The organism is Parasphingorhabdus sp. (genome assembly GCF_965233695.1).
Taxonomy (GTDB): domain Bacteria; phylum Pseudomonadota; class Alphaproteobacteria; order Sphingomonadales; family Sphingomonadaceae; genus Parasphingorhabdus.
This window is the reverse complement of sequence record NZ_OZ247497.1, coordinates 1801950-1815597: the sequence shown is the minus strand read 5'-3', so window position 1 is coordinate 1815597 and position 13648 is coordinate 1801950. Positions and strand designations below refer to the sequence as shown.

The 13648-nt window shown below is 55.6% G+C and carries 12 protein-coding genes; 7 read left to right on the top strand and 5 right to left on the bottom strand.

The window, feature by feature from the left end; genetic code table 11:
- Nucleotides 1–86 precede the first annotated feature (86 nt).
- From ACO6S1_RS08610 to pabB, 4 genes are all read right to left on the bottom strand, one after another.
- Nucleotides 87–1289, bottom strand: coding sequence for a pyridoxal phosphate-dependent aminotransferase (locus ACO6S1_RS08610; RefSeq protein ID WP_422345901.1), 1203 nt, complete (start codon nt 1287–1289; stop codon nt 87–89).
- Nucleotides 1290–1577: 288 nt separating this feature from the next.
- Nucleotides 1578–1880 (bottom strand): alkylphosphonate utilization protein, encoded by a 303-nt coding sequence (locus tag ACO6S1_RS08605; protein ID WP_422346163.1) that lies wholly within the window; start codon nt 1878–1880, stop codon nt 1578–1580.
- On the bottom strand, nt 1880–3154 hold the full coding sequence (locus tag ACO6S1_RS08600) for an O-acetylhomoserine aminocarboxypropyltransferase (RefSeq protein ID WP_422345900.1): 1275 nt from the start codon (nt 3152–3154) through the stop codon (nt 1880–1882). The genes ACO6S1_RS08605 and ACO6S1_RS08600 overlap by 1 nt, the downstream gene beginning before the upstream one ends.
- Nucleotides 3155–3182: 28 nt before the next feature.
- Nucleotides 3183–4961 carry an aminodeoxychorismate synthase component I gene (gene pabB, locus ACO6S1_RS08595; RefSeq protein WP_422345899.1) on the bottom strand — a complete coding sequence of 593 codons (1779 nt, stop codon included), beginning with the start codon at nt 4959–4961 and terminating at the stop codon, nt 3183–3185.
- Between the two features lie 72 nt (nt 4962–5033).
- On the opposite strand from pabB, the gene ACO6S1_RS08590 reads away from it, so the two are divergent.
- Nucleotides 5034–6989, top strand: coding sequence for a S9 family peptidase (locus tag ACO6S1_RS08590; protein WP_422345898.1), 1956 nt, complete (start codon nt 5034–5036; stop codon nt 6987–6989).
- The gene (locus tag ACO6S1_RS08585) at nt 6990–9641 is read left to right on the top strand and encodes a DUF2339 domain-containing protein (RefSeq protein WP_422345897.1); all 2652 of its coding nucleotides are present in this window, start codon (nt 6990–6992) and stop codon (nt 9639–9641) included.
- On the opposite strand, the gene ACO6S1_RS08580 is transcribed toward ACO6S1_RS08585, so the two are convergent.
- Complete coding sequence (locus ACO6S1_RS08580; RefSeq protein WP_422345896.1) at nt 9638–10516, bottom strand: LysR family transcriptional regulator; 879 nt, start codon at nt 10514–10516, stop codon at nt 9638–9640. The two genes, ACO6S1_RS08585 and ACO6S1_RS08580, sit on opposite strands and share 4 nt — an antisense overlap.
- Nucleotides 10517–10626: 110 nt before the next feature.
- Between ACO6S1_RS08580 and ACO6S1_RS08575 the strand changes: the two genes are divergently transcribed.
- The 5 genes from ACO6S1_RS08575 to ACO6S1_RS08555 all read left to right on the top strand — a co-directional run bounded on the left by ACO6S1_RS08575 (nt 10627) and on the right by ACO6S1_RS08555 (nt 13631).
- Nucleotides 10627–11667 carry a zinc-dependent alcohol dehydrogenase gene (locus ACO6S1_RS08575; RefSeq protein WP_422345895.1) on the top strand — a complete coding sequence of 347 codons (1041 nt, stop codon included), beginning with the start codon at nt 10627–10629 and terminating at the stop codon, nt 11665–11667.
- A 33-nt stretch (nt 11668–11700) separates the two neighbouring features.
- Nucleotides 11701–12126 (top strand): response regulator transcription factor, encoded by a 426-nt coding sequence (locus ACO6S1_RS08570; RefSeq protein WP_422345894.1) that lies wholly within the window; start codon nt 11701–11703, stop codon nt 12124–12126.
- Between the two features lie 94 nt (nt 12127–12220).
- Nucleotides 12221–12772: a DUF4199 domain-containing protein gene (locus tag ACO6S1_RS08565; RefSeq protein WP_422345893.1), complete on the top strand. Its 552-nt coding sequence runs from the start codon at nt 12221–12223 to the stop codon at nt 12770–12772.
- 32 nt (nt 12773–12804) lie between these two features.
- The gene (locus tag ACO6S1_RS08560; protein WP_422345892.1) at nt 12805–13179 is read left to right on the top strand and encodes a VOC family protein; all 375 of its coding nucleotides are present in this window, start codon (nt 12805–12807) and stop codon (nt 13177–13179) included.
- Nucleotides 13180–13244: 65 nt separating this feature from the next.
- The gene (locus tag ACO6S1_RS08555) at nt 13245–13631 is read left to right on the top strand and encodes a DUF1304 domain-containing protein (protein ID WP_422345891.1); all 387 of its coding nucleotides are present in this window, start codon (nt 13245–13247) and stop codon (nt 13629–13631) included.
- The last annotated feature ends 17 nt before the right edge of the window (nt 13632–13648 follow it).

Genomic DNA, 13648 nt, shown 5'->3' with positions numbered 1-13648 from the left:
CACAGGACGACATTCAGTTTCAGCAGGTGAAGAGATTCTTTATTTGACCTCAAGCGCCCGGCGCCTGAGGTAATCAAAAAAGACTCCTACTTCAACGCTACACAAGCCTTTTGAATCCGCGTGCACGCTTCCTGCAAAATATCTTCCGATGTCGCATAGCTCACCCGAAATGCCGGTGACAAACCAAAGGCCGCACCATGGACAGCCGCTACCTGCGCTTCGTCCAGAAAATAGCCGATCAGATCTTCATCCGTTGTGATCGTCTTGCCCTTTGGCGTTTTCTTGCCCATCAGCTCGCTCGCATCAGGATAGACATAAAAAGCACCTTCCGGCGTCGGACAATTCAAACCCGGCGTATCATTCAGCATCGACACGACCAGATCCCGGCGCTTCAAAAATGCAGCATTACGGTCGGCCAGAAAATCCTGCGGACCGTTGAGCGCAGCCACCGCCGCTGCCTGAGAGATGGAGCTGGGATTGGATGTCGATTGCGACTGCAACTTGCGCATAGCGCTGATCAGCCATTCAGGGCCGCCGGAATAGCCGATCCGCCAGCCGGTCATCGCATAGGCTTTGGAACAGCCATTGACCGTCAACGTGCGATCATAAAGATCCGGGCAAACCTGCGCGATGGTGGTGAACGGGAAATCGGCATACCAGATATGTTCATACATATCGTCGGTCATCACCATCACCTGCTGGTGCGGCAACAAGGCTTCACCGAGCGCCTTCAGCTCTTCCCCGCTATAGGCAGCGCCAGTGGGGTTGGAGGGTGAGTTGAGGATCAGCCATTTGGTTTTGGGCGTGATTGCGGCCGTCAACTGATCCGGCGTTATCTTGTAATTCTGGTCCGCCCCCGCCTCGACAATAACCGGCGTACCGCCCGCAAAATTCACCATGTCGGGATAGCTGACCCAATAAGGCGCTGGAATGATAACCTCATCCCCCGCATCAAGCGTCGCTACCAGAGCGTTGAACAATGTATGCTTGCCGCCGCTATTAATCGAAATCTGGGACGGCACATAGGTCAGGTCATTGTCGCGCAGAAATTTCGCGGCCACCGCCTCTTTCAAAGCCGCCGTGCCATCAACCGTCGTGTAGTTGGTATCCCCATCCCGAATCGCCTTGATCGCCGCTTCCTTGACGAAATCCGGCGTGTCAAAATCAGGCTCTCCAGCAGACAGGCCAATAATATCAAGGCCCTGCGCTTTGAGTTCCGTCACCCGGCCGGACATGGCCATGGTCGCGGAGGGTTGAATTCTGCCAAGGGCTTGGGAAAGTTTTGTCATAGGGAGGTCTTTCTGGAAGGCTTGCCGACGATGCCTAATATCATTGGGAGCCTGCTGCAACAGGGAGAATGGCTGCGCCATCATTTTAATCTGATTTTAATTCAGCATCCTTTGAGAAATTATACAAATGATACGCAAAACGGGGGTGGAATTGGGTTGAACGGAATGTCTGGCGCGACAGACCGAGCTGCCCCAATGGGGTGGCGATACCACCCAAAAAGGCCGAATTTGGTTCTAACATTGTCCCAGCATAACAGAGACTGATACGTGTAGGAAAGAAGGATCGGTTCAGTTGCGCTTTTTCACAAATTCGGCGCGCAGGACGAGGCCCTTTATCCCGTCATGCCTGCAATCAATTTCCTGCGCATCGCCGGTGAGGCGAATGGACTTGATCAGCGTACCGCGCTTTAACGTCTGCCCTGCCCCTTTGACCTTCAAGTCCTTGACCAGCGTGACCGCATCCCCATCAGCAAGAATATTGCCCACGGCGTCTACGACTTCTGGTCCTTTGGCTTTGGCTGCTGCCTCATCCGGACTCAACCACTCACCGCTTTCTTCGTCATAGACATAGTCGCCATCACCATCCGCCATCACAGAGAGTCAAGCGCCTGGCTCATATCCGCAATAATATCATCGATATGTTCGATCCCAACGGACACGCGCACGACATCCGGGCCAGCGCCAGCGGCAACCAGCTCGTCTCCCGACAATTGGCTATGTGTGGTGGAGGCGGGATGGATGATCAGCGAACGGGTGTCACCGATATTGGCGAGATGGCTGAACATCTTCACCGCAGAAACCAGCTTGGTGCCGGCGTCATAGCCGTCCTTCAGACCAAAGGTGAAAACCGCACCGCCTTTGCCGCCGAGATATTTCTGGGCCAGCGTATGGTAGTTGCTATCGGGCAAGCCGGCATAGGAAACCCAGCTAATCTTGTCGTGGCCTTGCAGCCATTTGGCCAGGGCAAGCGCATTGTCGCAATGCCGTTCCATCCGCAATGTCAGCGTTTCCATGCCGGTCAAAACCTGAAACGCGTTAAACGGCGCCAAGGCAGGACCCAGATCGCGCAACGACAGCGCGCGTGCGGCCAGTATGAAAGCAACCGGACCAAAGGCCTCGGTAAAGACTTTGCCGTGATAGGATGGATTAGGCTGGTTCAAAAACGCGAATTTCTCGCTCTTGGTCCAGTCGAACTTGCCGCTGTCCACGATCAGGCCAGCAATGCTGTTGCCGTGACCGCCGAGGAACTTGGTGCCGCTTTCAACCACAATATTCGCGCCGTGCTCGATCGGGCGGCAAAGCGCTGGCGAAGCCATCGTATTGTCGACGACGAGCGGGATACCCGCGGCGTGTGCGACATCGGCTATAGCCGCGATATCCTGAACCACGCCGCCGGGATTGGCGAGGCTTTCGATAAAAACGCAGCGCGTCTCATCGGTAATCGCACCTTTGACTTCATCCAATATATCGGCATCCACGAAAGTCACATTCCAACCGAATTTCTTGACGCTATGGGCAAGCTGGTTGAGCGAACCGCCATAGAGCTTCTTCGCTGCGACAATATGCGCCCCCGGGTCCATCAACACATGGAAGACCAGCAGCTGCGCCGCATGGCCCGAAGCAACCGCCAGCGCTGCCGCACCGCCTTCCATCGCCGCAATCTTGCCTTCCAGCGCGCCATTGGTCGGATTCATGATGCGGGTATAGATATTGCCCACCGCATCGAGATTGAACAGATCGGCCGCATGCTCGACATCGTCAAACACATAAGACGCGGTCTGGTAGATGGGCGTGATGCGCGCGTTGGTTGTGGGATCCGGCTCGGTTCCGGCGTGCACAGCCATGGTTTCCAGATGATCGGTCATGTCATTCTCCGTAAAGGGCTAAGTGTGTTTAGGCGAGCTTGGCTTTCACCAATCCTCTTAGGCTATTTCCCAGATAGAATCCGCTATCCAAATCTCCAGCCAGCAAGTCGGCTTCGATCGCATGGCCGCTGGCAATCAGCTGCCCGCGCAATATTCCGGGAAGTACCCCCCGCTTGATCGGCGGCGTTAAAAGCTTGCCGTCGCGTTCAACAAATATGTTCCAGATCGCGCCTTCGGTCAGATAGCCGTCCGCGTCATGGAATAGCGGATAGGCTTTGTCCTCGATATCCGGCGCGGCATAGACGCTGCGGTCACTGGTCTTGTGATGCAGGCGGTAATCTTGCGGATGGGCAGTCATCGGTGTCAGCGCCACCCGTACCGGTTCAGCCAGCGGCGCAGGCATCGGTTGCAGTTCAATCGCAATCGCGCCTGATCGTGACAGCATCAACCGGACCTTGGCCGGTTGATCCTGATGGAAGGTAATCGCCTGAATCGTGTTGCGCGCGGCATGGCGGTCAAATTCAAATTCCAGCGCGGCAGCACTGGCCTTCATCCGTTCCAGATGTGCCTCCAGCCGGACTATGCCGGTTTCCGGATCGAATGCCATCGTCTCAATCAGGTCCACAGCAATCGTGCTATCCACACTGTCACTCACCGCAGCAAATCTCCCCTTGGCAAGACATTCTCGCCACTCGTCGCCCCCGACAGAGTCTGCCACTATGCCAGAGCCAAGGCCGATGGAAAGACTTTCTTGTTCCGTATTGATATAGAAAGTGCGAATGGCGACATTGAATGCGGCATCGCCGCTCGCATCAATCCGGCCAATCGATCCGCAATAAATACCGCGCTGATCCTTTTCGAGCTCGTCGATAATTTCCATCGCCCTGATTTTCGGCGCGCCAGTGATCGAACCGCACGGATAGATCTGGCGCAGCAGGTCGACAGCATGGAGGCCGTCAGCCAATTGCGCCGTGACCGTCGACGTCATCTGATGGATTGTCGGATAGCTTTCAACCTGAAACAATTCCGGCACCGCTACAGAGCCAGGCTCCGCCGCGCGGGACAGGTCATTGCGCAACAGGTCTACGATCATCAGGTTTTCGGCGCGCTGCTTGGGATCAGTTTGTAATTCTTCGCGGACCGCTGCATCGGCCTTTTCATCGGCAACCCGCGCGGCGGTCCCTTTCATCGGCTTGGCGGTGATGCGGCCATCCTTCATCGCGAAGAACAGTTCGGGAGAAAAGGACAGCATCCAGTTTTCCCCGTCAAATATGGCTCCGCCATAGCCGGCTTTTGCACGGTCGCGAATGGCCGCATATAGCGCCAAGGGGTGACCGGCATGCGCGGCAAAGGAACGGAAGGTCAGGTTGGCTTGATAGATATCACCGGCACGAATATAATCCTGTACCTTGGCAAAGGCCCGATCATATTCGCCGCGCGACAGTCCGGGTCGCAGTTTGCCAAGCCACGCCCCTTTTGGGTCGGGCAGCTGTGCGAGTATCTCTTGCGGTTCGAAAAAGCTGTAATCCTTGAACAGGCCAAACCATAATAGCGGACAGGCCCGATCATCGGGAAGACGGTCAACAAGCCGGTCTTCCAAAGCCAGTCCGGCTTCGTAAGACAGATAGCCAGCCGCATGCAGCCCGCGCTGCCCGGCTTTGGCCAGCCTTTCCAGCGCGGGGGCCAAATCCTGGAATGTGCGCGCTTCGATTATCTCGACGGGATCTTTGTAGAGACGCGCAGGAGCCGCACTGCCATCTGCACGCGCGTCATCAAGCAGTATCAAGGGGCCATTGTCAGCGATCATTCCCCTCCCCTAATTGCTTTTCATACCGTTCGTCCATAAGCATAAACAAAACGAAACAGGGAAAGGCGCCAGATGCGCATTTTATTTTACGGCGCGTTGCTCGCTGCCTCATTGCAACTCTTCGTTCCGGCCGCCATCGCTGCCGATGATAAAGCCGATGCTATCGCTACAAAACCTGCTGCCTTGGTCGCTGATCAGGTCCCGGATATCCCGATGGCGATTGTCGAAAAGACCCGGCCCTATATGGAATTTCGCACAGCCGGCTTTGTCGATTGGGACCCGAAAACCAAAGCCATGATCGTGCGCACCCGCTTTGCCGATACCAGCCAGCTGCACCGCGTGGCCGAACCACGCCGCGAGCGGGAACAGCTGACCTTTGCCAACGAACCGGTCCGCTCTGCCAGCTATTCGCCCGATGGCTCGATATTGTTGTTCCAGAAAGATACCGGCGGCAATGAAGTGAATCAGATTTTCAGGCTCAAAGACGGCGTGCCAATAATGCTGACGGACGGAAAGAGCCGCCACAGTCTTGGCCCCTGGTCCAATAACAGCAATTTGCTGGCCTTTGGATCGAACAAGCGCACTGGCTTGTACAATGACATCTACCTGATGAACCCGGCAAAGCCGGACAACGCAACCATGCTGGTCGCCTCTACCGGCGGTGGCTGGTTCCCGATTGATTTTTCTCCCGATGACAAGCATCTGCTGGTGTTCAACTATGTCTCGATTACCGACAACCAGCTTTATCTGATCGACATTGCCAACGGGACGTCGCGCAAGCTGACCAACAGCAGCACACCGGTTGCTTATAATGGGTTGCAGTTCGCGCCAGACGGCCGGCTATGGGCCGCCTCCGATGATGGCAGCGATGTTCAGCGGCTTGGTACGGTCAATATCGAAACAGCGATGTTCGAACCGGTGATTGATGAGAAGATATGGGATATTTCCGACTTTGATATCAGCAAGGATGGCCGCTGGATCGCCTATGAAGTCAATCAGGCGGGTCAGTCGGTCCTGAAAATCTACGACATGCAAACGGGCGGCGTGCGGACTGTTTCCGATCTGCCAGCCGGTGTGATCGGCGGTATCAAATTCGCGCCCTGGGGGGAGCTGGGCTTTACCCTGAACGCCAACCAGACCGGCAGCGACAGCTACAGTATCGACCCCGAGACGCTGGCGATCACCCGCTGGACCAGAAGCGAGACTGGCGGACTGGATGCCAGCAACAACGTCGCGCCGGAGCTGATTGAAATTACCAGCTTTGATGGCGAGAAAATGTCCGGTTTTCTGTACCGGCCAGACCCGAAAAAGCATAAAGGCAGGCGTCCGCTGATCATCAATATTCACGGCGGGCCAGAGGGTCAGGCGACGCCCCGTTTTCTGGGCCGCAACAATTATCTGATCAACGAGCTGGGCGTTGCGATCTTCTATCCCAATGTGCGCGGTTCTACCGGCTTCGGCAAAAGGTTCGTTGCCCTCGACAATGGTCCGTTTCGCCGGGAAGACAGCGTGAAAGATATCGGCGCCTTCCTGTCTCACCTGCGTAAGGACAAACGTGTCGACAAGCGCCGGATTGCCGTAACCGGCGGCAGCTATGGCGGCTATATGACGCTGGCTTCGATGCTGCTTTATGGCGATAAGCTCAAGGCTGGAGTGGAAGTGGTCGGCATATCCAATTTCGTTACCTTCCTGGAAAACACGCAGCCCTATCGCCGTGATTTGCGCCGGGTAGAATATGGTGATGAACGGATTCCGGAACAGCGCGCCAAACTGGAAGAAATCAGCCCGCTGCGCCGCGCCAATGAAATAGATATTCCCTTGATGGTTGTCACCGGCGCCAATGACCCGCGGGTGCCGGCCAGCGAAGCGGATCAGATTGTCGAAGCTGTACGTGCCAATAATCGGCCAGCCTGGCACTTGCTGGCGAAGAATGAAGGACATGGCTTTCGCAAGAAAGCAAATGCGGACTATCAGTTCTGGGCATCACTGCTATTCTGGCAGAAATATCTGCTGAACGGAGACAAGTGAATGGAATTTCTGATCTTTGCCGGGATCATTGTCCTGATGGTGCTGGTATTGGACTCACGCAAAACCATTGCCCTGCTCCGTGATCGCATAACCATTCTCGAGAATCGCGACGGTCAGGCTGCCCCAACTGCCGATCGGGCCAAATTGGCCGAAACTGTAAAACCGGCAGAAGCAGAGCCAGCACCCGCCCAACCCGTCACGCGCGCCGCCAAAACAGCGGATAAGCCGGAAGCCATCACCACACCGGCTCCGCCGCAACCATCGCGGCGGGTCTATGAAGCAAAATCACCCCCACCGGCATCTCCGGCCAGCAAAGAACCAACAAAGCCCCGCCCCAGTGCCGCGAAACGGTTTGAAGATCTTATCGGCGGCAAGCTACCCATCTGGATCGGCGGCATTGCTCTCATCTTTGCTGGTTTCTTCCTTGTCCGCTTTTCCATCGAAGCGGGGCTCTTCGGTCCGGCAGCCCGCTGCGTCACCGCCGCTCTATTCGGGCTGCTGCTCATTGGCCTGAGCGAATTTGGCTACAAAATCCCCAAATTTGGCAAAATTTTCACCGATGACGTACGTATTGGCCACAGCATCGCAGGCGCCGGAATCGCGGTGCTCTATGCGACTCTCTACATGGCCAGCGAACTTTATGGCCTGCTCGACCTTTATACCGCGTTGGCCGGGGTAATAGCCGTCACAATATTGGCCTTTGTCCTGTCGCAGCGTCACGGTCCACCAACAGCGATCATGGGTTTGCTCGGCGGTTTTGCCGCGCCCTATGTCGCAGGATTGGGGCCGGAATCGGTTGCGCCATTGCTCATCTATCTCGGCGTGTTCACGGCGGGCCTGTTCGGCCTTGCGATCCATCGCGGCTGGGCGTGGCTCGCGCTGCTCGCCACAGGTGGCAGCGTGATATGGACGACGGCGCTGCTGTTTATGGACCTGAGCGGCGACGTGCCCTTTATCGGCGCGTTTATCGTCTTGCTGGCGATTGGCGGCGTGCTCACGCTGTCGCGCACCGGCACCAGCTTTGGCATTCCCAAGCCGGTGATGCAGGCCATCCCGCTGGGCGTTGGTTTGTTGCAGCTGGTCACGCTGGCCCCGCTCATCGAATTTTCGCTCGTCAGCTGGCTGTTCTTTGCGGTTCTCGCCATTTTCGCCATTGCTCTGGCCTGGCGCGACAAGGATCTGACTCCTGCCGTCGCTGGCGCGCTTGGCCTGTCACTCGCGATGGTTGCCACCGCTCTCTTTGACACCGGTGCGGAGCCGATGCAGCTGTTCGCCGCTATCGGTCTGGCAGTTCTATTTGGTGCAGCGGGTCATGTCTTTGCACTGCGCGAGAAAGACGGATGGATCTGGGCGCTAATCGGTCTGGCGGCACCAACCGCTATGCTGCTTCTCTTCTATGGATTAGGCGATCTGGATTGGAGCCAGAATAGCTGGGCTGCAGCCTGCCTGTTGACCGCAGCAACCACCGGCCTGATGGCGTGGCGGACGCGCGCGGATGCATCCGTTCTGCCACCACCGATGGCCAGCGGTTTGACCGCAATATTAGTCGCCATCGCTCTGTGGATATGGACACCGCAAAGCCTGGGTGCGCTCGTCGCCATCGCGGTGGCCGCGGCTCTTGCGTTCTGGGCACGTTTTATCAGCCGCAAGGCGATTGTCGTGCAGTCGGCTATCGCCATTGGCTTTGGCGGCCTGATCATGCTGGTCGACGGCTTTGGATTGATCGAGGCTCTTTTTGGATCATTGGTCGGCGAAATCGATCTCTACAGCTATTTACCAGCGGTCGGTCCTGCGGCGCTAGAATTGCTCCTCCCTGCCCTGGCGATTGTTGGCATCACTTATTACTTTCGCGACAGTTTTGGCAAAAGAGTCGCCAAGATCATCGCTGGCATCGGCATGATTGGTACGGGCGGGTTTATCTATCTGCTGCTGAAACAGCCGCTCGCCATCGGTCCCATTCAAGATTTCGTCGCTTATGGCTTTGCCGAGCGCGCGGTCTTTACCCACTTATTGGCGCTGGGCGGATGGCTGTTGCTCAGACAGACTTGGAATGAAAAACTGGCGACACCGATGAAATCATTGGGTATCGCGTTGGCAGGGCTGGCGATGGCCCGCTTCATCTATTTCGATATTCTGCTGCTCAGCCCGACGGGCGTCAAACAGGCCATGGGCCCTGCACCGATTGCCAATTTGGGAACTCTCCATTTTACCGCAGCGATGGTTTGGCTGTGGCTTTATGCACGGATGGAAATCGTGGCTACGGTCATGCCAAGACTGGTGCGACCACTCGAAATTGCCAGCCTCCTCGCCGCCATTGCCGCGGTAATGGTGACGGTGCGTCAGGCGGTCCATGGCACTGACATCGCGACCCCGCCGTTCACCTCGACTGAAACCTATCTGTATAGCGCCGGACTGCTCGTCCTTGCCATTGCCTGGTTGGCGCGCGGTATCCAGACCACGAACGCCCTGTTGCGGATTGCCGGCTTACTGTTGTTGACTCTGGTAACCTTCAAAGTGTTCCTGATCGATGCCGCGCAACTGGAAGGCATCTTGCGTATCCTGTCCTTCCTGGGCTTGGGCATCGCACTGATCGGTATTGGCTGGATCTATGGCAAGGTGATGCGGGCCGGTGAAGAAGCGGTAGAGGCCTAATCCGCCCCAAAGCTGTCCCGGCAGCTTTGGGTGATCCAAGCCCCTACGGCTTTTATCTGCGGATTGCGCCGGTTGTCGCGATGAAAGACAACCCATGGCTTGCGCGGCGGCGTTGGCGGCGCGGCAATGGCCATCAATCCGTGACGCCGCGCGAGAAAGTCGGGAAGCATGGCAATGGCTGCGCCGGACTTTGCCATTTCAAGCAAGGCGTAAACGCTGCTGGTTTGCGCGCATTGCGACTGTTGCAGACCATGTTCGGTCATCCAGCGCAGTTCCGGAATATCGCCAAACTTGTCGTTCAGTCCCACCAGTTTTTCGTCGCGCAGGCTGAGATCAGTGGGTGAGCGGCCTTGCAGATATTCTTTTGCGGCATATAGACCGGAGGTAATTTCGGGGAGACGCCGGGCGATCAGACCATCGTTTTGGGGCCGCGCCAACCGAATGGCAATGTCGGCTTCGCGCCGATTGAGATCGGCCAGCTCTGTGGACATTATCAAATCTACGGCTAGCCCGGGATGTTGTGCCCATAATTTTGGCAGATTTGGGGCAAGTATCGCGGATACCATGATTTCGGTCGCCGATATCCGGATCGGCAGCGCGCGACGATCGGATTTGAGGGAAAATGCCAATCGCTCCATCTGGAACAGATGATTGCCACCGGCCTTTGCCAGCACGAGCATTTCACCGCCCTCTTCCGTTAGGGTTATCCCGCCGGGACCACGCAAGATCAGTTGCAATCCCACCGCGGCCTCCAGCGCATCGATTTTTCGCCCTAATGTTGCGTTGGACATGCCCAGTGCGGTAGCCGCACCCATGAGTGAACGCTTCTCGGCCACTTCGATGAAGCAGCGCACCGTATCCCAGTCAATAGTCATAACCTGTCTATATACTGGCGATAGATTTTCATAAATGAAAAACGGTTATTCATATCTATCATTCCGCAGCGTGATGATTTGGCTGACGATTGGCGCAAAGGAACATCATCATGACCAGCATGCAGCAACTGACCTTCATCAAACCCGCACAGTTTGAATGGCACGAGGTCCCGGCACCAACCATTCAAAATGCCGGTGAGGCGATTGTTCGCCCGCTGGCCGTCACCCGCTGTGATCTGGATTTGTATATGGCCAGCGGCAGCTATCCGATGGAGGGACCCTTTGCCTTTGGTCATGAAATTGCCGGTGAAGTCGTCGAGGTTAGTGACGGCGTAAAGGGCTTTGTCCCCGGCGATCGGGTAATCGTGCCATTTCAGATTAATTGCGGTACGTGCGACAATTGCCGCCGTGGTTGGACCAATGCCTGCACCAGTGTCGAGCCTTTCGCGGCTTATGGTTTCGCACCTACCGGAGAGCGAAAATGGGGTGGCGGACTGAGTGATCTGTTGAACGTTCCCTTTGCCGATGCGATGCTGGTCAAAATTCCGGATAGCGTTTCAACGACCAGCGCTGCAGCAATCTCCGACAATGCGAGCGATGGTTATCGCACCGTGGCGGAACCACTCGCACAGCGGCCCGGCGCGGATATATTGATTGTCGGCGGTCTGGCACAAAGTGTTGGCCTGTTTTCCGTTCAGGCCGCCCGTGCGCTCGGTGCAGGGCGGATCATTTATCGTGATTTTGATGCCGGGCGGCTCGCCAAGGCCAAGGCATTAGGCGCGGAGGTGATAGAAACCCGATATGGCCCCGACCTGAGAGCAACCGAGGAATTCCCGATCGTTGTTGAGGCAGCTGGTCTGCCCGATGCGCTTGTTTTTGCGCTGCGCTCCACCCAACCGTGCGGGATTTGCAACAGTGTGTCAGCGGGCATGGGAAAACAGACCAGCATTCCGCTGCGCTCCATGTATATGAAGGGTATCAATTATAATATCAGCCGGGTCCATGCGCGCACCGAAATCGATCATCTGCTCGACTGTGCCCAATGCGGGACCATCAAACCGGATGAAGTCATTACCCGCTCCGTGCCCTTCTCCGAGGCTGCAGACGCCATGATGGAAAGCGATATCAAGATCGTATTTGAAAGGGATTGACGGGGTCACTGTCATCCATGATCATAATCATGAATGACAAAACCGGTTTTCAGTACGATCCTGATATATGCTCTGGCGCTCGCTGCTGCCGCCTTTGCGTTGCAATGGCTGGAATATCGATATTTTCTCAAGAACATGCCCACCGAAATCTATATTGCTCTCCTGGCAACTCTATTCGTATCGCTGGGTATCTGGGTCGGATATCGACTGACGTCCAAGCAGATTTCCGGACCATTTGAACGGAATGATCCGGCACTGAAATCACTGGGCATCTCGGACAGGGAGCTGGAAGTGCTCGAAGCGCTGGCGCAGGGACAGTCGAATAAAGAAATTGCCCGCACGCTGGGCATATCGCCCAATACCATCAAGACCCATGTCGCGCATTTGTTTGAAAAACTGGCCGTTGACCGGCGGGTTCTGGCCATTGAAAAAGCCAAATCGCTTCGTCTCATCCCTTAGAAAAATAGGATGATTCTGGCCCAATCACCCATCTGGGTGATTTTCATGCAGCGATTATTTCGTCATAACCTGCCGACAACGGGAGGATCTAATCATGACCAGAATCACCATCGCGATGTTAAAAATTATCTTAGTCTACGGCGTTATATCCGGCGGCATTGTCATTGGCACCATGATGCTTGGCTTGTTGACCAGCGGGGGGCAAGGTTTCTTCGCATCGGAATATTTCGGCTATCTGATGATGCTGATCGCCCTGTCGATGATATTTATCGGCATCAAACGTTACCGCGATCTGGAATTGGGCGGCGTGATCAAATTTCTGCCTGCCTTTGGTTTTGGACTCGCGATCGCTGCGATTGCGGGGCTCATCTATGTGTGCGTTTGGGAGATATATCTGTTCAGCACGGACTATGCTTTCATTCATGAATATACGTCGGGGCTGATTGAAGCCAAAAAAGCCGAGGGACTGAGCGGCGATGCGCTCGACAAGTTCGTCAGCGAGATGGAGGATATGCGAACCAGTTACGCCAAGCCCTATATCAGGTTGCCCATGACCTTCATGGAGATTTTTCCGGTCGGCCTGATCATATCTTTGCTCTCCGCCAGTCTGCTCCGCAATCCAAAACTCTTGCCAGCAAAGAACTGATCCCCACACCATATCAACGAAAGGAATTATCTATGCAATTGGGTGCTTTCTCCATCAGCCTCTCCGTCAAAGACCTGGAGGCTTCGGAGCAATTTTATGAAAAGCTCGGTTTCACGCATTTTGGCGGCGACAAAAGCCAGAACTGGTTGATCCTGAAAAATGGCGATACTGTGATCGGTCTGTTTCAGGATATGTTTCCGGACAATATCCTGACCTTTAACCCCGGGTGGAACAGCGATGCAGAAACGCTGAAGAATTTTACCGATATTCGTGACCTCCAAAAGGCGCTTAAAGAAAAGGGTGTGGAATTTTCAACCGAAGCCGATCCCGATAGCGAAGGCCCTGCCAGCTTCACCATCATCGACCCTGATGGCAATGCGATTCTGGTAGACCAGCATGTCGGATGATCCGTTATCGTTTAACAAACGGGACGGAAGCTGCTAGCCTAGACGGCGGTTAGGGAGGTAAGCAAATGCACCGCATCGCAACTCTGTTGATCGGCCTGATCGCCGTGCTCCATCTTTACATCGCCTGGTTTGAAATATTTGCCTGGACGACACGGGGACCGGAGATTTTCTCGACTTTTCCTGCGGAATTGTTCGAACCAACCCAATCCATGGCAGCGAACCAGGGCCTGTATAACAGCTTTCTGGCCATCGGACTGATTTGGTCGCTGTTTATCACCAACCCAGAATGGCGGTTCAAGGTCGCATCCTGTTTCTTGCTGTTTGTCGCTGTTGCCGGGATTTTCGGCGCGGCTACGGTGTCGCCAAGAATCATGATCGTACAGACCGTGCCTGCGATCATTGCGCTGATATTCGCCTATCTCAGTTACCGGAAAACAGCGCCCACGCCATAGCGCGCCATTGATGAGCA